20 protein-coding genes are annotated in these 18693 nt (G+C 44.3%); 15 read left to right on the top strand and 5 right to left on the bottom strand.

Annotated features, from left to right (window positions below; all coding sequences use genetic code 11):
* Positions 1–124: 124 nt before the first annotated feature.
* Both KKOR_RS03320 and KKOR_RS03315 read right to left on the bottom strand, forming a co-directional pair.
* Positions 125–478: a hypothetical protein gene (locus tag KKOR_RS03320; protein WP_012800594.1), complete on the bottom strand. Its 354-nt coding sequence runs from the start codon at positions 476–478 to the stop codon at positions 125–127.
* Positions 479–592: 114 nt separating this feature from the next.
* Positions 593–1279, bottom strand: coding sequence for a DUF2238 domain-containing protein (locus tag KKOR_RS03315; protein ID WP_012800593.1), 687 nt, complete (start codon positions 1277–1279; stop codon positions 593–595).
* 106 nt (positions 1280–1385) lie between these two features.
* On the opposite strand from KKOR_RS03315, the gene KKOR_RS03310 reads away from it, so the two are divergent.
* Together KKOR_RS03310 and KKOR_RS03305 are read left to right on the top strand one after the other, a co-directional pair.
* Complete coding sequence (locus KKOR_RS03310; protein ID WP_012800592.1) at positions 1386–1967, top strand: ZapG family protein; 582 nt, start codon at positions 1386–1388, stop codon at positions 1965–1967.
* 39 nt (positions 1968–2006) lie between these two features.
* Positions 2007–3173, top strand: coding sequence for a S1C family serine protease (locus tag KKOR_RS03305; RefSeq protein WP_012800591.1), 1167 nt, complete (start codon positions 2007–2009; stop codon positions 3171–3173).
* A gap of 88 nt (positions 3174–3261) precedes the next feature.
* On the opposite strand, the gene murA is transcribed toward KKOR_RS03305, so the two are convergent.
* Positions 3262–4521 (bottom strand): UDP-N-acetylglucosamine 1-carboxyvinyltransferase, encoded by a 1260-nt coding sequence (murA, locus tag KKOR_RS03300; RefSeq protein WP_012800590.1) that lies wholly within the window; start codon positions 4519–4521, stop codon positions 3262–3264.
* Positions 4522–4538: 17 nt separating this feature from the next.
* Entirely contained in the window at positions 4539–4784 is a 246-nt protein-coding gene (locus tag KKOR_RS03295; protein WP_012800589.1) for a BolA family protein, read from the bottom strand.
* 314 nt (positions 4785–5098) lie between these two features.
* On the opposite strand from KKOR_RS03295, the gene KKOR_RS03290 reads away from it, so the two are divergent.
* From KKOR_RS03290 to mgtE, 11 genes are all read left to right on the top strand, one after another.
* On the top strand, positions 5099–6082 hold the full coding sequence (locus tag KKOR_RS03290) for a calcium/sodium antiporter (protein ID WP_012800588.1): 984 nt from the start codon (positions 5099–5101) through the stop codon (positions 6080–6082).
* Between the two features lie 37 nt (positions 6083–6119).
* Positions 6120–7100 carry a KpsF/GutQ family sugar-phosphate isomerase gene (locus tag KKOR_RS03285; protein WP_012800587.1) on the top strand — a complete coding sequence of 327 codons (981 nt, stop codon included), beginning with the start codon at positions 6120–6122 and terminating at the stop codon, positions 7098–7100.
* Complete coding sequence (gene kdsC / locus KKOR_RS03280; RefSeq protein ID WP_012800586.1) at positions 7100–7681, top strand: 3-deoxy-manno-octulosonate-8-phosphatase KdsC; 582 nt, start codon at positions 7100–7102, stop codon at positions 7679–7681. Before KKOR_RS03285 ends, kdsC begins: the two co-directional genes overlap by 1 nt.
* Complete coding sequence (gene lptC, locus KKOR_RS03275; protein WP_012800585.1) at positions 7678–8235, top strand: LPS export ABC transporter periplasmic protein LptC; 558 nt, start codon at positions 7678–7680, stop codon at positions 8233–8235. Before kdsC ends, lptC begins: the two co-directional genes overlap by 4 nt.
* Positions 8232–9011 (top strand): LptA/OstA family protein, encoded by a 780-nt coding sequence (locus KKOR_RS03270; RefSeq protein ID WP_012800584.1) that lies wholly within the window; start codon positions 8232–8234, stop codon positions 9009–9011. The genes lptC and KKOR_RS03270 overlap by 4 nt, the downstream gene beginning before the upstream one ends.
* Positions 9011–9736 carry an LPS export ABC transporter ATP-binding protein gene (gene lptB / locus KKOR_RS03265; RefSeq protein WP_012800583.1) on the top strand — a complete coding sequence of 242 codons (726 nt, stop codon included), beginning with the start codon at positions 9011–9013 and terminating at the stop codon, positions 9734–9736. Before KKOR_RS03270 ends, lptB begins: the two co-directional genes overlap by 1 nt.
* Before the next feature lie 144 nt (positions 9737–9880).
* The gene (rpoN, locus tag KKOR_RS03260) at positions 9881–11368 is read left to right on the top strand and encodes an RNA polymerase factor sigma-54 (protein ID WP_012800582.1); all 1488 of its coding nucleotides are present in this window, start codon (positions 9881–9883) and stop codon (positions 11366–11368) included.
* 26 nt (positions 11369–11394) lie between these two features.
* A complete protein-coding gene (gene hpf / locus KKOR_RS03255; protein ID WP_012800581.1) occupies positions 11395–11682 on the top strand; it encodes a ribosome hibernation promoting factor in 288 nt (95 codons plus the stop codon).
* Positions 11683–11686: 4 nt separating this feature from the next.
* Entirely contained in the window at positions 11687–12196 is a 510-nt protein-coding gene (locus KKOR_RS03250) for a PTS sugar transporter subunit IIA (protein WP_012800580.1), read from the top strand.
* Positions 12193–13044, top strand: coding sequence for an RNase adapter RapZ (rapZ, locus tag KKOR_RS03245; RefSeq protein WP_012800579.1), 852 nt, complete (start codon positions 12193–12195; stop codon positions 13042–13044). The genes KKOR_RS03250 and rapZ overlap by 4 nt, the downstream gene beginning before the upstream one ends.
* 75 nt (positions 13045–13119) lie before the next feature.
* Positions 13120–14499: a magnesium transporter gene (gene mgtE / locus KKOR_RS03240; RefSeq protein WP_012800578.1), complete on the top strand. Its 1380-nt coding sequence runs from the start codon at positions 13120–13122 to the stop codon at positions 14497–14499.
* A 29-nt stretch (positions 14500–14528) separates the two neighbouring features.
* On the opposite strand, the gene pmbA is transcribed toward mgtE, so the two are convergent.
* Complete coding sequence (gene pmbA / locus KKOR_RS03235; protein WP_012800577.1) at positions 14529–15893, bottom strand: metalloprotease PmbA; 1365 nt, start codon at positions 15891–15893, stop codon at positions 14529–14531.
* A 121-nt stretch (positions 15894–16014) separates the two neighbouring features.
* Here pmbA and KKOR_RS03230 point away from each other — a divergent pair, with 121 nt between their 5' ends.
* A complete protein-coding gene (locus tag KKOR_RS03230) occupies positions 16015–18123 on the top strand; it encodes a TonB-dependent receptor plug domain-containing protein (protein WP_012800576.1) in 2109 nt (702 codons plus the stop codon).
* Positions 18124–18176: 53 nt separating this feature from the next.
* Positions 18177–18692 (top strand): ribosome biogenesis factor YjgA, encoded by a 516-nt coding sequence (gene yjgA / locus KKOR_RS03225; protein ID WP_012800575.1) that lies wholly within the window; start codon positions 18177–18179, stop codon positions 18690–18692.
* The last annotated feature ends 1 nt before the right edge of the window (position 18693 follow it).

Genomic DNA, 18693 nt, shown 5'->3' with positions numbered 1-18693 from the left:
TATGATTGGTTGGAAACCAATGCCAGCCCGACACATTCAAAACAATACTCGATATCAATTAGAATCAGCCCATAAAAAAAGAGGCCTTAGCCTCTTTTGTATTTAAACCTTTGTGCAACGCGGTCTAGTATTTGCTATAACCGTCGCGCTTTGTATCGGCTTCCATTTGCTTTTTTTGAGCTTTTTTTTCAACTTCCTGCTCTTCCTTTAGCGTGTATTTGTTCTGCTTATCCCATTCACGCTCAGACTCTGCATCGCCTTTTCCTTGCTCGCGTTGATACTCCTTAAAGGCTTTTTGATCTTCGCGCTCTAGTTCGCGTAAACCCTTCTCACGCTCTTTTTGAAGTTTTTCACGCTCTTTGAGTAGCTCAGCTTTCTCTTTCAACAACTCTTCACGCTTCTTGTCGTCATCATAAGCGACAGCTTGATTCATAAGACCAACAAGGACAAATAACGCAATCATTAGCTTTGATTTCATAAGAATCACCTTTATACCTCACAATAGTGGCAGCTATTATTTTGCATCTCTGCCCTCTTGAACAGTAATTGCTACAAGTTTCTCTAAGAAGTGTTAAGCGGTTTGCTTTTTAGGTTATAAGGTTTCAGGGTTAACTGACTTTGGAGTCAAACTATCATTCCACTCTCTTGCAAAGTCTCTCTGCCAACGCCAATTAATAAAGGCCACCACACACATGGCGATCAAGGCTCCAAGACCAGCTAAGGCCATATCTTTATGCGCATCCCATACATCACCCTGAGTTCCCAGGTAGGCCATTCCCAGGTCACCGCCAAAATACATAGCTGCGCCCCATTCGATCAACTCATAAATAACAGAGGTCGATAAAGTTAAATCCAAAGGCAAGAAATAACCCCAGAAACCTTTAACCCGGACAACGCGCAGGAAAACCTCTCGGATAGGATAAGCAAACAATAAGCCATAAGCTAAATGAAGAAAACGGTCATAATGATTTCGCTCCCAGCCAAACCAGTCGTTTAATGGCGTGCCAAATATCGCCTCGGTCCACTCGTTATAAGGAACTTTTGAGTAAGTGTAGTGGGAACCAATTTCGTGAAAACATAAGAACAGAAAAATACAAAAGTAAGAAGTTCTTGATAAACGGAATTTTTTATAACTGGCGAAGAGACCGATAATTAATAAAAACATCAAGACATTCTCAAGTAGCCATGCCGAGCGATCAACAGGATTGATCGCACATAAAGCAAACACCACCAGAAAGATACCCGTCAAAGTCAGTAAGAATTTTGTGTTATAGGTCATTAATCCACTCGAACTTTCGGCTTAATATTGTGTATCATAAGATCAAATCAGGGATTCAGGCAATTTTTAGCCTAGACGACATTGGCAGATTGAGGAATATATATTCATGTCCAGTCCATTAGTTATCTTCTTACTTCTTATTGTTGGTGCTGCTGCTTTCTTTTTTGGCCGCTGGCATGGCAAATCACAACATAGCAAAGCATTATCAGAGGAGTTGAAAGCCAAAGATGATGAGCTTAGTACCTTAAAAGCTGAAGTGAACAATCATTTTGACGAAACCGCCCGCCTATTCAGTAATGTCACCGAAGAATATAAGGCGCTCTATCAACACCTGGCGACCAGTTCCAGTAAGCTGAGCAACCGAAAATTTGACTTAAAACTCAGCAGTAATAACTCGGGACTGCCAGGGCTCAGTAGTAACATAGGTAAAGAATTTGAAGACAGCGTTATTGATAGCGAAGCCAGGGAAATATCTGACTACAACTCCGGCCCACAACAACCCAGAGACTATGCTGCTGACGATATGGATGACGATTATCATCCTAATCATGATGTAGCAGCTAATGAAGATGGGCTGCCTGAAGATGACAAAAATGCCAAGTCAGGGAACTCCGAGCAAAATTCTGCATCAGAGAACATCGATGATAATGACACCAAAAAATCACAGAAAGAAAAAACATCACATTAATTTACGTATCCAGTCCATTGACTGAAACTCGAGGCTTCCATGCAATTTATTACCTTTGTTGGCTATATCGTAAAGTACCTATTGGTCGGTCTTGGGATCGCGGCACTTTTTATTGTTTTTATGCCCGGCCGCTTTTCACTTCAAGACGCTAACCAACAAGCAACACAACCACAACATCAGGTTGTGGCAACCAGCAAACCCTTCAGTGGTTATGCCGATATGTTGGAAAAGGTTCGTCCCGCAGTCGTCAGCATCCGCGCACGCTCCAAGCTTCTACCCCTGAATGACCCTGAGTGCCGAAACAATCTGCGCAGCGTTCCAGCTGGCACCAATGCTTGTGCATTTTTGAATAATGGCTCAGGGGTTTTTATTGATAAAGAAGGTCACCTGGTGACCAACGCCCATGTCCTGGCTAAAGCTGAATCGGCTATTGTCGAGTTGCTTGATGGTCGTAAATTTACTGCCCAGCTGGTGGGTATCGATCAGGATTCCGATCTGGCGCTTCTTAAAGTAAATTACACTCCCGAGTATATATTGCCCTTAAGCACTGAAGATACCAGTAGAGTGGGTGATATCGTGTTCGCCATTGGCACACCTTATATGGCATTTGAGCAAACGGTGACTCAAGGCATTATCAGTGCCAAGTTTTTCTCGCGAGTTTCGCACTATATCCAGACTGATGCAGCCCTACGCTCGGGCAACTCCGGTGGCGCCCTGGTTAATTCGGAGGGAAAGTTAGTCGGCATCACCTCTTTGAGTACGCGAGATGAATCAGGGGAAAAGACTTACCAGAACTTCGCAGTGGTAGCTGCAGATGTTCAGCACGTGGTACAGGAGCTACTCGAGCATGGCAAAGTAGAGCGAGGCTGGCTTGGTCTAAATGGTGATATGACCATAAACTTCCGCTCAATTGTCCAGGAGATGAGCCTTGACCCTCAGCAACAAAAAACTCTGGCCGAATACATCGAACAATTGCCCTATGGCCAAGGTATCGTTATCACAGCCATTAACGGAAATGGCCCGGCTGATAAAGCAGGCTTACAAGCGCTGGATATTATTACTCAAGTTAATAATCAGCCTATCAATAGCACAGCCGATATGATGGCGGCAATTTGGAACCTGCCACCTAAACAAGAGATTATTATTGAGTATTATCGAGAGGGCAAAAAAGCCGAAACAAATGTTGTGCTAGGTTATCGAGATTAAGCTACTCCCCATAAACCATAGACAAAAGAAAAAAGGGCTGATCAGCCCTTTTTTCTTTATTACAGAATAATCATTGAACTAAAAAACTCTAGGCTATACGTTTAATGTAGGCACCCAGATTTTGTAGTTTCTCTTCAATGGTTTCGTAACCGCGGTCAATGTGATAGATCCTGTCTACTAAAGTTTCACCCTCTGCGCATAATCCTGCTAAAACCAGGCTTGCAGAAGCACGTAAGTCAGTTGCCATCACCTGCGCGCCCGATAACTTTTCAACACCGCGACAAATCGCTGTATTGCCCTCAATGGCGATGTCAGCACCCATACGCTGCATTTCGAGTACGTGCATGAAACGATTTTCGAAAATGGTTTCTGTAATGGTACCAGTACCATCAGCAACCGCATTCATGGCACAAAACTGGGCCTGCATGTCAGTTGGGAACCCAGGGTATGGAGCAGTCTTGATGTTGACAGCTTTGGGACGATTGCCTTTCATATCAAGCTCAATCCAGCCTTCCCCTGTGGTAACTTCTGCCCCCGCTTCTCGTAACTTAACCAGAACGGCATCCAGAATATCAGGATCGGTGTTACGACAACGAATACGACCACGTGTCATCGCCGCTGCAACCAGGTACGTCCCCGTTTCAATACGGTCAGGCAAAACATCGTGATGGCCTCCATGCATACGCTCAACACCTTCGATGGTAATAACAGAAGTACCGGCACCGCTAATTTTAGCTCCCATGCTATTTAGGAAATTAGCCAGGTCAACGACTTCTGGTTCACGAGCGGCATTTTCAATTACCGAAGTTCCATCCGCCAACGCCGCCGCCATGATCAAATTCTCAGTTGCACCAACACTGACCATTTCCATAACGATTTTAGCGCCTTTCAAACGACCATTGGATTTAGCCTTAACGTAGCCAGCTTCAACTTCAATATCCGCCCCCATCTCACGCATACCTTCAATATGCAGATTCACAGGACGCGAGCCAATCGCACAACCACCCGGCAACGACACCACCGCTTCGCCGAAGCGCGCAAGCAGAGGCCCCAATACCAGAATTGAGGCGCGCATGGTCTTAACTAGTTCATAAGGCGCTTCATGGCTGTGGATTTTGCGGCTATCAATTTCAACATTGAACTTGTCATCAATAGTCAGCTTGGCACCTAAACGCCCCATAAGCTCTAACGTGGTAGTGACATCATTCAAATGTGGCAGATTGCCAATCGTAGTGACACCGTCCACCAACAAAGCTCCCATCAAAATAGGCAAGGCAGCATTTTTAGCACCTGAAATTTTGATAGCGCCATCTAATGGGCCAGCATCTTTAATTAATAATTTATCCATGGTTAGGGACTCGGTACTTATAGGAAGTGCTTAGCTTTGGACCACTCTTCAGGCGTATAGGCCTTAATAGTCAAAGCGTGGATATCACCGCTAGCGATATGTTCATTTACAGTGGCATACACCATCTGTTGCTTCTTTACGCTACGTAAACCTTCAAAGGCCTTACTGACGATAATCACCTGAAAATGGCTACCATCACCATCCACACGCAACTCTTCGCACTCAATTTCTTTCTCAATCAGGGACTTAATCTGTTCAATCATCTGTTATGTGCTTACTTTTATCGAGGTTATGGCCAAGCATGATAACGCCAAAAACTGCGCCGATACAGACGCAAAAGTATGAATCATTAGCAATGTTGGCACTAAAGTGGCGTGATTTTACCCGAATTCCCTTTGATAAACACCTGTGAATGACATTAAAAGCTTGAGCCTGTACAATGACGCGTTTATTTGTCGCAAACGCACATCATCTTTGGGCAACGCTTTGAAACAATTTCAATTTGTCAGTCAAAGCCACACTTATTTTATAATAAGCCAAGCCCGTTTATTGAAAACTCAACGTCTCTAAGGTTTCCATGATAGAACACATTGCCTATATTCTGGTTGGTATCACCCTGTTAGTTTGGAGCGCGGACCGCTTTACCGACGGTGCAGCAGCTGTTGCGCAAAATTTCGGGGTATCACGTCTGATCGTGGGCTTAACCATTGTAGCAATAGGTTCTTCTGCACCTGAAATCTTTGTCTCGATTCTTGATTCGTTTAAAACCTGCCCGCCAGGTGTTGATGAATGTGGCCCTGAGGTGGCAATTGGTAATGCTCTTGGCTCGAACATCACTAATGTGGCGTTGGTACTGGGGATCACGGCGTTAGTGAGACCTTTAATGATTAATTCAGGGATGATTAAGCGTGAAATCCCAATTCTATTTATCGTATCGCTCGCAGTACTTTACTTTTTCTGGGATCTTCGTCTGTCACACATTGAAGGCATTATCCTGTTAAGCACCTTGGTCTGCTATTTTATCTGGCTGGTACATATGGGTATAAAATCTCGTTCAAGCAAAGACCGCATGCTCGAAGAGATTGTCGATGAATTGCCTGAAATGATGTCGAGCCCCAAGGCTATCTTCTGGTTAGTACTGGGGTTACTACTGCTGGTCGCCAGCTCCAAGATATTAATCGTAGGCGCAAGTGGTTTTGCATTACAGATGGGCGTTTCGGAAACCCTGATTGGCTTGACCATTGTTGCCCTAGGTACCAGCCTGCCCGAGCTGGCTGCTTCAATTTCTGCAGTGTTAAAAAATGAACACGAAATTGCGATTGGTAATGTGGTCGGCTCCAATATCTTCAACTTGCTGGGTGTTTTAGGTATTCCTGCACTTATCGCCGCGCCCATGGTCGAAAGAGAAATACTGACCATCGATTACCCGGTTATGTTGGCTTTGAGTATCGCTTTAGCTGTCATGGCATACGGAATTCGAGGTCCAGGTAAAATTAATCGCATCGAAGGCTCTATTTTACTTGCCGCCTTCATTGGGTATTATATAGTTCGCGTCTTCTAACTGGTTGAAAATATTAAAACCAACAACGGTACCGTCAATGAATGACTCAAATCTGGAACAGCAAATTCTGGCAAGCGCCGAGCGCGTTATTGATATAGAAACTCTTGCTGTCACCAATCTAAAACAACAACTGGACAAAACCTTTGTTGCCGCCTGTCATAAACTACTCAACTGCCAAGGCAAAGTAGTGGTTATTGGTATGGGGAAGTCAGGCCATATCGGTAGCAAAATGGCTGCTACATTGGCCAGCACAGGTACACCTGCATTTTTTGTTCATCCTGCAGAAGCCAGCCACGGTGACTTAGGAATGATTGGTGAACTTGATGTGGTTATCGCGCTGTCTAATTCTGGCGAAACCCACGAAGTAACCGCCTTGCTTCCAGTAATAAAGCGCCGTGGCATTGAACTCATATCAATCACCAGTAACGATAGTTCAAGCTTGGCCAAAGCCAGCGACTTGCATATTAAAGTTCAAGTGGAACAGGAAGCCTGCCCGCATAATCTCGCACCAACTGCCTCAACCACCGCTGTGCTAGCGCTTGGCGATGCCATGGCAGTGAGCTTGCTGGAAGCCAGAGGTTTCACCCCTGATGATTTTGCTCTGTCCCATCCCGGTGGTAGCCTAGGTAAACGCCTCATTCTGCAGGTCGACGATTTGATGCATAGTGGAAGCAGTTTCCCCTCTGTTAAACCCGACGTTTCGATTCGTAACGCCCTGTTTGAAATGACCGATAAGCGCATGGGTATGACAACGGTGACTGATAAGCAGGGAAATTTGTTGGGGATTTTTACCGACGGTGATTTGCGTCGCGCTTTTGAACGCGACGTGGATATTGATGCACCAATTGGGGATGTCATGACTAAAGGGTGCAAAACGGTTAAAACTCAAACCTTAGCGGTAGACGCAGTCAATCTAATGGAAGAAAGCAGTATTACCTCTTTAATCGTGGTTGATAGTAATGATAAGCCACTGGGTGTTATTCACATGCACGACTTACTTAAAGCCGGGGTGGTTTAATGAGCACTTTAATACAAGACCCAAATTACCCAGAACAGGTTTTAAATAAAGCTAGCAACATAAAATTATTGATTTGCGATGTTGATGGTGTCCTCAGTAATGGCCAAGTTATTATCGGCAACAACAGCGAAGAATTAAAAACCTTCAACATCAAAGATGGCTTTGGCATCAAGTGTCTACAAAAGTCAGGTATTGCAGTTGCCATTATAACCGGACGTAATTCTAAAATTGTCGAAAAGCGCTGTCAGGAACTTGGCATTGAACATTATTATCAAGGTCAATCGAACAAACAGGAAGCGTTTGATACCTTGTGTAAAGATCTATCGGTACAACCCGAGCAGATTTGCCACATTGGTGATGATTTACCGGATCTTCCATTATTAGTTCAGGTGGGCCTGGGCGTCACTGTTGCTGACGGCCACTGGTTAATGCAACAGCACGCAGACTGGATTACGCAAAACAATGGTGGCTTCGGTGCCGTTCGCGAAGTGTGTGATTTAATTCTTCACAGCCAGAATAAGCTGGAAGCCATTCACCAAGACTATCTCACCAAAGCTCAACCATCTGGAGTTAAGCAGTGACCTTTTTAAAAGGTCGCTCCATGCTGTGGCTTCTGGTCCCGGCAACTTTTGCTATTGCTTACTGGTGGGATCGCTCAACTGAGCCCAAACCAGACTTTGTCGAAATCTCCAGCAATCCAGATTACTATCTTTCAAATACTGAAACTATTGAGTTTGACAAATCCGGTCAGCCACTACGTTCTTTTACTACTGTCAAAACTTTGCATTACAAAGACATTATGCAAACCCACCTGGAACAACCCGTCATGCGATTTAATGATGACCAAAATCCAAGCTGGACAGTGAGTTCTAAAAAGGCGATCAGCAATGAGCTAAGTGAGCAGTTAATTCTTGAAGGAAATGTTACCGTTGAACTGGAACGACAACCTGCTCAATCTAATGTATTGTTAACGATGCCGGTCTTAAAAATTGACTTTGCATCGGAAACTGCATTTACTGATGCACCGATTGAATTAATCGATGGACGTTTTAGAATGACCGCAAAAGGCATGCAAGCTGATTTGCGTACCAATAATATAGAATTTAAATCCGAGGTCTTTACAGAAGAATTATGAAGTCCCGTCTTCTTATGTGTGCTTTGTCGCTAAGCTCACTTTTAACCATGTCATTTGTCCAGGCTGCGACTTTGGAAAAGTCACGTTTGCGTTCAGATAAATCCAACCTTGACGTACAAAATAATATTATTGTTTATCGTGATAATGTAATTTATGAACATGGCAATATGACTATTCATGCCGACTCATTAACCAAGCAAGGTGAAAATGCCGGCACTATTACTGCGCTGGGTAATCCTGTCAAAATTCACTATGTGGATGTGACCGGTGAAACCACCGATATTGATGCGCCTAAAATAGTCTATCGCCAACAGACCGGTGAATTATCCGCCAGTGGTGATATAAAGATTGTACAGTCATCCGGAATTGATGCTCTAACTTTGCTCGGACAGCAACTAACAGCCAACCAGGGAGTCACTGAGGGCTTTGGATTTGTGCTCAGCGGCAACCCAACTGAGTTCAGGTTAGAACAACCCAGCCAACCGGCAATCTTTGCCACCGCCGATCAGCTTCGTTCAAATGGTAAAGATAAACAAACTGAACTGGTTGGCAATGTTAAGTTGCAGCAAGGCGACTCCAACATGAAAGCGGCCTTTTTGACCTATGACGGTGCCAGCAAAGTGATATCCGCTGGTAAAAATGATAGCGGCGAACAGAGAGTCGAAACAGAATTCTTCTGGGCGCAGGACAACACAACAGAACAAACTTCTGATGACTCTGAACCATCGAACGAAACAGAAACAGAGCCAGAACAAAGCCAACAAGAGAAGCAATAATGATTTCGCTACAAGCCAGACGCCTGGCCAAAAGCTACAAAGAACGAAAAGTCGTTGAAAATGTGTCGCTTGAAGTGAATCAGGGGCAGATAGTCGGCTTACTGGGTCCGAATGGCGCCGGTAAAACCACCTCGTTCTACATGATCGTTGGTCTGGTTCCATCTGATGGCGGGCAGATTTTTCTCGGTGAAGACAATATCACTACCGATCCTATGCACACCCGCGCCAAAAAAGGTCTTGGCTACTTACCACAGGAAGCTTCTATCTTCCGAAAGTTGTCAGTAGAAGACAATATCATGGCCATTTTACAGCTGCGCAAAGACTTGGACAGCAAACAACGCGAAGAAAAGCTGGATCAGTTACTGTCAGAATTCCATATTGAGCATATTCGTTTAAGTCATGGCATGAGCCTATCCGGCGGTGAACGTCGTCGTGTCGAAATCGCCAGAGCTTTAGCTAACGACCCTAAATTTATTTTGCTGGATGAGCCATTTGCTGGTGTCGACCCTATTTCAGTGCTGGATATCAAAACCATCATCATTCAGCTTAAAGAACGTGGCATAGGCGTGTTAATCACAGACCACAATGTGCGTGAAACACTGGATGTTTGTGAGCAGGCTTACATCGTTGATAGCGGTAACATCATTGCCTCTGGAACCCCAGCCGAAGTGTTAACCAATGAACTGGTCAAGAAGCGATATTTAGGAGAGCATTTCAAGATGTAGTTTTCATGGCTAACCTTCCATAACCTCTTGAAATAGCGTTTACCGATTCGCAGAAAACTAATAAGCCCTTGCAACAAAAGTCCACTAGGAGTAATTTGTAGTTAAAGGACATTTTAAAAGGCAAAGATTGGTAAACTTACTTCAATGAATCCAAATCTCCAGTTAAGTCTTAGCCAACAACTGAAACTGAATCCTCAGTTACAACAGTCCATTAAACTGTTACAACTCTCCCAGTTGGCGTTACAGCAAGAGATCCAATATCAGCTCGATAATAACCCACTTTTGACCCTCCTTGATGATAGTTACTGTGAACCGGAAGCTGCGAGCTCAGTTTCGAATTCAGAGCTTGATGTTTCTCCCTTGCCAACAGTATTTCCGAATAACCGAGACACCAACAATATTGGATCGCTGGCTAACTTACGGCACATTGATTCAGGTCAACATCACTCGACTTACTCAATCCATAATGATGGTGAGAGTAATCTTGAGAACCAGTTCCAGGAAAGCATTGGTTTACGTGAACACCTTGAATGGCAAATACAGATGTCATCATTAAGTCGAGCCGATATGGAGATTGCATACTACGTCATTGAGAATATCGATGATGCTGGATTTTTAACCGTTTCCCATCAGGAAATTATAGAGCAGATCAAACAAGACTTTGAGCATCGGTTTGATCCAGATGAAGTTGAAGCGGTCATCCATCAAGTTCAACAACTCGAACCACTCGGATGCGCAAGCTCTAACCTGCAACAGTTTTTACTGTTACAGCTTCAATTAGCCATTAACAATACGAGCAACCCGCAACAGTCAGCTCTTGAGTCAGCTCTTGAGCTAGCTCAAAGATTGGTTCATCATCATTTTGACTACTTGTGCAAGCATCATTACTCAAAACTGATAAAACGCCTTTCTCTTACTCAGCAAGAAATGGATGATGCTTTATCAGTGATTCAGTGCCTCAGGAGCAAACCTAACCATCAGTACATTGGTGAGGTCACTGAATATATTCGCCCTGATATTCTGGTTTACAACCTTCAGGGTAGCTGGCTTGCGCAATTAGCAAGTAACAATGCCCCACAACTGGATATTAATCATCAGTATGCACAGGCTCTTCGCCAGTCTAACAAAACCTGCGATAAGCACTATTTACAGCAAAATCTTCAACGGGCACGCTGGTTCATGCAAAGTATCGAAGCACGAAATGATACCCTAAAACGAGTAGCTGACTGGATTGTGCAACACCAACAGAACTTTTTTGATTGCGGCGAGTCAGCATTAAGACCAATGCGATTAAAAGATCTGGCTGAGGATCTCAAGTTGCATGAATCAACCATTTCGCGCGCTTGTAGCGATAAATTTCTACAGTCGCCGAATGGCATCTATGAGTTGAAATACTTCTTTTCTAATGCAGTTCCATCAACCCAAGGAGGTGAATGGTCATCGAAAGCAATAAAAAACAAAATCAAACAATACGTTAAAGCGGAACCTTCCCGCAAACCTTTGAGTGATATAGAGCTTGCCAAGATGTTACAAGAAGAAGGAATTGCGATAGCGCGGAGAACGGTTGCAAAATACCGCGAAGCCTTGAATATTCTACCTTCAGGTCAACGCAAGTTATTCACAAATTCTTAAACTATTCGATAGAAGGAATAATTCTTATGCAAATCAATCTAACTGGTCGTCACCTTGATATCACTGATGCCTTAAGAGATTTCGTAGACGAAAAATTCGCAAAATTAGAGCGTCACTTTGATCATATTAATAATGTTTACGTGACACTCAGTGTCGAAAAGGTTCGCCAAATTGCTGAAGCGACCTTACATGTAAACGGAGGAGAGATTTTTGCCAACAGTGAGTCAGAGGATATGTATGCCGCGATTGATTTATTGATTGATAAACTGGATAGACAAGTGATAAAACATAAGGAAAAGATGACGCGTCATTAACCTTATGCATATTGAAAATGTTATTGCCCCCGAGCTTTGTGTGCTCGGGGCGCAAGCTACAAGCCGAAAAAAAGCGTTACAATTTATCGCTAACCTTTTTGCAGAGAACAACTCACAATTCGAACCATTCCTGTTATTAAAAGCACTGTTTGCTAGAGAACAACTCGGCACAACGGCAATAGGTAATGGTGTTGCCTTACCGCACGGTCGACTTAAAGAGTGCGAAGTTCCAGTAGCAGCCTTTATCACTCTCGATCAGGCAACCGTGTTTGACGCACCCGATCAGGAACCCGTTGATATCATTTTTGCTTTAATTGTTCCGAAAGATTTTAACTTTCAGGAGTTAGAGGGACTAGATGGATTAATTGAAGTTTTGAAAGATAATATGGTATGTGCTCAAATACGCCATGCTCACAATAATCAGGCTTTATATGAGATTATAGAGTCTGCTATAGCCAAAAACACCAAACAGAAAGACAAAGAGAAAGACAAAGAGAAAGAAGTTAGCACATGAAATTATTGATAGTCAGCGGCCGTTCAGGCTCGGGGAAGTCTGTTGCTCTAAAGGCACTGGAGGATATGGGATATTACTGTATCGATAACTTGCCCTTGAGCTTAACTCTAAACGTCATTAATGATCATATTCTGCGCAATGAGGATATTGCGATTGGAGTTGATGCTCGCAATCGCCATGACCTTGAGCATTTTTCTGAAGAAATAAGCAACATAAAAATAGAAGCACCGCAGGCTAAAACATTATTCCTTGATGCAGATGAAAGTATATTATTGAAGCGCTTCAGCGAAACACGTCGCCGCCACCCACTAACCAGTCGTGGCCTTTCCCTTCGTGATGCTATTAAAGAAGAAAGAAAACTGCTTGAACCAGTACGCGCCTCAGCTGATCTTGTAATTAATACTTCAGAACTTTCACCTCATGAATTACGTGAGCGATTGCGTGACAGGGTTAGCGGTGACAAAGGTCAATCGATGGATATCCGTCTGGTCTCTTTTGGGTTTAAGCATGGTGCGCCTAAAGATGCCGACTTTGTATTTGATGTGCGCTGCTTACCCAATCCCTATTGGGATCCAGAGCTGAGAGATTTCACTGGCAAAGACCAACCTATCCAGCAGTTTCTTGAGCAAAGCTCTATTGTGATGGAATACACCTGGCAGCTAAAAGTTTTCTTTTCCACCTGGATTCCCGAGTTCAGCAAACAGGACCGCAGTTACTTTACCTGCGCGATTGGCTGCACCGGTGGTCGTCACCGTTCAGTTTATATGGTGGAAACACTAGCCAAGGCTCTGAAGCTTCTTTACCCCAATATTTCAATCGAACACCGACAGCTCGATAAAAATTTGTAAATTCTACAAGTGTCATAGCCAGCGATAGTAAATCTGCGTTAGAATACTAGCAAAATCAACCAGTAAGATGCACCTATGGCGGAGACACAAGCAACTCAAACACGTCAGGAACAGCTTCAGCTCTTAAATAATGCGCTGGACAGTGGGCATCTTATTCCTGTTAGAAATCTGCTTGAGGAATTACGCTCAGCAGATATCGCACACCTTCTTGAATCAACACCGCCCCGCGTTCGTAATGTTATCTGGCAATTGCTGGATAAAGAACGCGAAGGTGACGTTCTACAACACCTTAATGATGAAATCCGTCAGACTTTCATTGAGCAGATGCAGCCACAGGAGCTGGCTAATGCGCTGGCTGATCTGGATACCGATGATGTTGTAGATATTCTCGGCGACCTATCGCAGAACATTAGTAACCAGGTTCTTCGTCTCTTGGACGAGCAGAATCGAGCCCAGATTGAGCATGCCCTTTCCTATCCTGAGGATTCGGCTGGTGGCTTAATGAACATCGACACCATCATGATCCGACCTCGGGTTTCGGTGGAAGTAGTGCTTCGCTATTTAAGAATTCGTGGCAACATGCCACCCAATACTGACCACTTGTATGTGGTCGACTCGCGCGATGTGTTAGTTGGATCAGTACCGATCAGCGCTATTTTGACCTGTGATCCTGATACACCCATTACTCAAATTGTTGATCGCGAAACCTTTACCATTCCGGTTGATATGCCTGAAACTGAAGTGGCTCAAATATTCGAGCGTCACGATTTGGTTTCAGCACCGGTACTGGATGAGAATGGCCGTTTACTGGGCCGTATCACCATTGATGACGTAGTTGATGTTATCCGTGAAGAAGCCGATCACTCCTTAATGTCGATGGCGGGCCTGGATGAGCTAGAAGATACCTTTGGTAAAATCGCCGCCACAGCAAAAAAACGTGCTATTTGGCTTGGTATCAACCTGCTCACTGTAATTCTCGCAGCGTTGGTGATTGGTCTATTTGAAAAGACCATTGCCCAGGTAACCCTATTGGCCGTTCTCCTGCCCATCGTTCCCAGCATGGGCGGTATCGCAGGAACTCAAACCCTGACTCTAGTTATTCGTGGTATGTCACTGGGCCATATTGGAGAAGGCAATAAAGGCTACCTGTTAAAGAAAGAATTAGCGGTCAGTATTATCAACGGCATCTTGTGGGCGCTAGTGATTGCTGCCTTAGTTTACGGCTACTCCTACTATAAAGAATCAGGAATTAACCACCTCCATTTAGCCATTACCATTGGCGGCGCCATGCTGTTCAATCTGGTCACCGGTGTAGTCAGTGGCGCTGTATTGCCACTGTTTTTAAAGAAAATCAATATAGACCCAGCCATTGCTGGTGGGGTGGTACTTACCACTGTAACTGACGTTGCCGGCTTCTTCGCCCTGCTCGGTTTAGCGACCCTGTTTTTTGCTTAACTGCTCTGTTCCTGATGGCTAGCATGTCACTAGCTAGCAACCATCATTCCTTCTATAGCAACGGATCCAGTCAAAATACTCGAACGGTCATCTACATCATTGCTAATCGCCACAATATTTTTGAACATTGTCTCGAGGTTACCGGCAATAGTTAACTCTTGCGCAAAAAACTGGATTTCACCATTTTCAAACCAAAAACCGCTGGCTCCACGAGAATAATTACCGGTGACCGTATTCACGCCCTGCCCCATCACTTCAGTCAGCAATAATCCCGATCCCAGTTGCTTCATCGTGTCCTGCAAGGAAACATCCATAGACTTGATAATAATATTGTGAATACCACCTGCGTTACCTGTGGTCTGTAAGCCTAAACGGCGCGCTGAGTAGCCACTCAGGAAATAGTCCTTTAAGACACCATCCACCACGATATCCCGTTTCCTGGTCGCGACGCCATCGCTATCATAGTTACCACTGCCGAAACCCTTGAGTAAAAATGGATCTTCTTCAATTTGAACAAATTCAGGCAGGATTAGCTGATTTCTTTTATCCAGTAAAAAAGATGCTCTTTGATATAAAGCCGCACCTTTAAGTGCAGACAGCATGTGAGACCAAAGTCCACGAGCCAGTTCCGCATTAAAAATAACAGGATAATTACCCGATGGGATTTTGCCCTGCTTAAGCTTATTGATAACCCGCTCAGCTGCCAGCTCACCGACGTTTTCGGGGCTCAACAAATCAGCCACATCACGCCCAATGGTGTAATAACCATCGCGAATCATGCCATTGTCAGTTTCAGCGATTACAGAATTGGACAAACTAAATCGAGTGGTGTGGTTAGCCCCGATAAACCCATAACTATTAGCATATAAGGATACCGAACGATGGTTATAGCTACTGACACCTTCTGATTGTTTGATTCTTGCGTCCTTTAAGGCCACAGCCTCGCAGGCTTTGGCCGACTCAACCATTTGTGGAATAGTCAGATCATTGGGGTGATCCAACTGCAAATCTTTAAACTCAGTGGCCATTAACTCCTTATCAACCAACCCAGCAAAAGGATCCGGCTCAGTAAATGCCGCAATCTCACATGCCGCCTGCACGCCTTTATGTACAGCCGTTTCAGTCAAGTCGTTAATTGACACAGTACCTTTGCGCTGGCCAAAATACACATTAATGCCGAAATGGCTATCCTGGTTAAACTCAAGTGTTTCGAGCTCTCCCTGTCGTACCTCAATGCTGTTACCAATGGTGTTGTAACACCAAATTTCGGACTGGTCTGCTCCAGCATCTGCGGCCTGCTGTAAGGCAACCTGTACCATCAGGCGGAATTGCTGCTCGGTCATAGTCTGTTGCCCAGCAATTTGTTTTAAAGTTAAATGATTGTCAGCAGCCACTCGGCACTCCACTAATAAGTCGAAAAGAAGGCTATTATAAGTGTTTGTTGGGTAAGGACAAAACTTGACTTAACATATTAGATTGTAAAGAATGAGAACTGGTTTTTTTTATGGCTAAATCATGACCCCATCGAAGTTGCTAGTGACAATCTCCGCATTACTCTTGTCCGCAAATGGTTACGCCGTTGAACCTGCCACCGACACTGATTTATTCGATGATCAGTTACCCACAATTCTCTCCGCAACTCGATTGGAGCAGCCCCAGGCTGAGACCCCAGCATCCGTCACTATCATTGACCGTGAATTAATTGAGGCTTCTGGTGCACGTAACATCGTCGAAGCGCTGCGCCTGGTTCCTGGAATGAATGTGGGCTATGTGAGTGGTAATACCCCCGAAGTCAGTATTCATGGCCTACACACCGATTTTTCGCGACGCCTTCAAGTATTGGTCGATGGTCGTTCTGTTTTTAAACCCGCCCTGTCGCGTGTTTTGTGGGGCAGCATGTCGCTTTCCATTGACGATGTTGAACGAATAGAAGTGGTTCGAGGACCTAATACTGTCGCCTATGGAGCAAATTCGTTCCTGGGTGTCATTAACATCATCAGCCGACACCCGGCCGATGTTGCCAGCAACCAGGCCACAGCCACAGTTGGTAATAAGGGGATTCTCGATGGTTCAGTTCGAATAGCCAACCAATCCGAAGATTTCAGCTACCGCATGACTGTCGGCCACCATAGTGATGATGGATTCGATCTACAGCGCAATGGCACTGAGCGCTATGACGACCACGCAACCGATTATTTCCGTGGTGATATGGTGTTTAATCCAACCCACGAGGAGCAATGGCGATTTATCTTTGGCTACAGTCAGGCCGATGAGGATCAAGATCTACTGGATGTATATCAGACAGAACCATTTCATACTAAAACCACTAATGATGGTTTTGCTCAGCTAATTTGGGATCGCCATTTAACTGAAGAACATGAAATTAAACTTAATGCTAATTACAGTCAGGATTCGGTTAATGAAGAGTGGCAAACCTGTCCACCAGCCATATTTCTGACCAATGAACTGGGTGCTTTATATAACTCTGATCCACTTTATACCGAACAGCTTATTGCCGCTATTTCAAGCGGCTCACCGCTACCCAACCCAGGTACGCCCGAAGCGGCCCTACTCACTCAACAAGTTATTGCTCGATTTATGCAGCTCGGCAATACCGTTTCCTGCGGTACGGCAAACCAGAACTTTGATGAGAGTAAGTGGGAAATAGAGCTGCAGGACACTTACACCTTTAGCCCAGAGACCCGCCTGGTGTCAGGCTTTAGTTCGCGCCGGGACAGTATTCGGGGTGAGTCATTCTTTGATAGAAAACTGCATAACGATATTCACCGCTTGTTTGCGAATCTTGAATGGCGCTTTACTGAAAATGCTTTGCTTAATATTGGTAGCATGTATGAACATGATGACTTTGTAGGCGGTGAATTTTCACCAAGAATTGCTTTAAATTATCTAGCTAGTAGGCATTCATCCTGGCGGTTTATTTTAGCTAAGGGTACACGCAACCCAGATTTTTATGAAGAAAGCGGTCATCGCCAGTACATTTTACGCAACTTATCTACACCAGTTAATGGCAGCGACAATTTTGCAACCTTCTACCAGACCCCACAAGCCATGGGTAACCTGAGACCTGAAACCATCCTTTCTCGGGAAATTGGCTGGTTCTATCGAGCAGGCAATGAACTTAACTTCGACATAAAAGTTTTTCATGACACATTAAATCATACCATTGATGGGTTATTTGGATTAGATGGTTACGACCCAAGAAATGCAAATAGCTATACCAGCAAAGGGCTTGATTTACAGCTTGATTATAAGTTTACCGGCGATAGCCGTTTATGGTTCAGTTATAGTTATCTGGACCTTGAAGTTGACTCTGGAAGAAGCTTACGCCATCAGGCGCCCAAGCAAACCTTATCCTTGATGTACCAACATCATCTAACTGAGCAGCTTCAGGTAAGCACTGCTTATTATTTGCAAGATATGGAAAATCGCTCTGATTTCAAACGCTGGGATGCTCGCATAAGCCATAGCTTCCCGATAGATGATAAAGAGCTATCTTTATCTCTGGTATTGCAGCACAATATCAATGATAGCTCCTACTTTGATAGCAGCACAATTTGGGACCCAAAAACCATAGCCTTCATCAAAGCAAGTTTGCAATTTTGACAACAGCCTAAAGCAACCATTCGAACAGCAACTAATCACTCGATAACAAAATTATGACACACCAAGACGATCAAGAATCCACTGAAAAATCCAAAACCCAAGTCAAAAAAGAATTGCTTGAAATAACCGAACTTGGTGAACGTCTATTGGAAATTCCCATGACATTACTGGACAAGTTACCTTTGTCGGAAAACTGTCTTAAAGCCATTAAAGAAGGTCGTAAAATCAGTCACCATACGGGCAGAAAACGCCAAATAAAGTACATTGGTAAAGTATTACGTGACGAAGATTTAGATGGCATCAAAGCAGAGCTGGCATTAACCGATCAGTATCATCAACTGGAAGTACGCAAACAACACCTGCTAGAACAATGGCGCGACCGTCTGATAAATGAAGGCGACACAGCCACCTTCGAACTACTGCAACTTGAGCCAACCCTCGACCGCCAACAACTACGTCAAATGGTTCGTAGTGCGCAAAAAGAAAAGGAGCTTGATAAAGCCCCTAAATTCCAACGCGAACTGTTTCGCTACCTGCGCGATAATATGCAGTTTAGTGAAGAAGGCTAAA

The organism is Kangiella koreensis DSM 16069 (assembly GCF_000024085.1).
Lineage (GTDB): Bacteria > Pseudomonadota > Gammaproteobacteria > Enterobacterales > Kangiellaceae > Kangiella > Kangiella koreensis.
The sequence above is the reverse complement of the archived record's forward strand: the minus strand, read 5'-3'. Positions and strand labels throughout refer to the sequence as shown.

Excerpts from the sequence above, each read along its gene's own strand:
- KKOR_RS03270 (WP_012800584.1), top strand. The coding sequence starts at position 8,232 with ATGAAGTCCCGTCTTCTTATGTGTGCTTTGTCGCTAAGCTCACTTTTA.
- KKOR_RS03230 (WP_012800576.1), top strand. The coding sequence starts at position 16,015 with ATGACCCCATCGAAGTTGCTAGTGACAATCTCCGCATTACTCTTGTCC.
- murA (WP_012800590.1), bottom strand. The coding sequence starts at position 4,521 with ATGGATAAATTATTAATTAAAGATGCTGGCCCATTAGATGGCGCTATC.
- rpoN (WP_012800582.1), top strand. The coding sequence starts at position 9,881 with ATGAATCCAAATCTCCAGTTAAGTCTTAGCCAACAACTGAAACTGAAT.
- KKOR_RS03250 (WP_012800580.1), top strand. The coding sequence starts at position 11,687 with ATGCATATTGAAAATGTTATTGCCCCCGAGCTTTGTGTGCTCGGGGCG.
- KKOR_RS03305 (WP_012800591.1), top strand. The coding sequence starts at position 2,007 with ATGCAATTTATTACCTTTGTTGGCTATATCGTAAAGTACCTATTGGTC.
- KKOR_RS03295 (WP_012800589.1), bottom strand. The coding sequence starts at position 4,784 with ATGATTGAACAGATTAAGTCCCTGATTGAGAAAGAAATTGAGTGCGAA.
- KKOR_RS03320 (WP_012800594.1), bottom strand. The coding sequence starts at position 478 with ATGAAATCAAAGCTAATGATTGCGTTATTTGTCCTTGTTGGTCTTATG.
- mgtE (WP_012800578.1), top strand. The coding sequence starts at position 13,120 with ATGGCGGAGACACAAGCAACTCAAACACGTCAGGAACAGCTTCAGCTC.
- KKOR_RS03285 (WP_012800587.1), top strand. The coding sequence starts at position 6,120 with ATGAATGACTCAAATCTGGAACAGCAAATTCTGGCAAGCGCCGAGCGC.
- yjgA (WP_012800575.1), top strand. The coding sequence starts at position 18,177 with ATGACACACCAAGACGATCAAGAATCCACTGAAAAATCCAAAACCCAA.
- kdsC (WP_012800586.1), top strand. The coding sequence starts at position 7,100 with ATGAGCACTTTAATACAAGACCCAAATTACCCAGAACAGGTTTTAAAT.
- rapZ (WP_012800579.1), top strand. The coding sequence starts at position 12,193 with ATGAAATTATTGATAGTCAGCGGCCGTTCAGGCTCGGGGAAGTCTGTT.
- hpf (WP_012800581.1), top strand. The coding sequence starts at position 11,395 with ATGCAAATCAATCTAACTGGTCGTCACCTTGATATCACTGATGCCTTA.
- KKOR_RS03290 (WP_012800588.1), top strand. The coding sequence starts at position 5,099 with ATGATAGAACACATTGCCTATATTCTGGTTGGTATCACCCTGTTAGTT.
- KKOR_RS03315 (WP_012800593.1), bottom strand. The coding sequence starts at position 1,279 with ATGACCTATAACACAAAATTCTTACTGACTTTGACGGGTATCTTTCTG.
- KKOR_RS03310 (WP_012800592.1), top strand. The coding sequence starts at position 1,386 with ATGTCCAGTCCATTAGTTATCTTCTTACTTCTTATTGTTGGTGCTGCT.
- lptB (WP_012800583.1), top strand. The coding sequence starts at position 9,011 with ATGATTTCGCTACAAGCCAGACGCCTGGCCAAAAGCTACAAAGAACGA.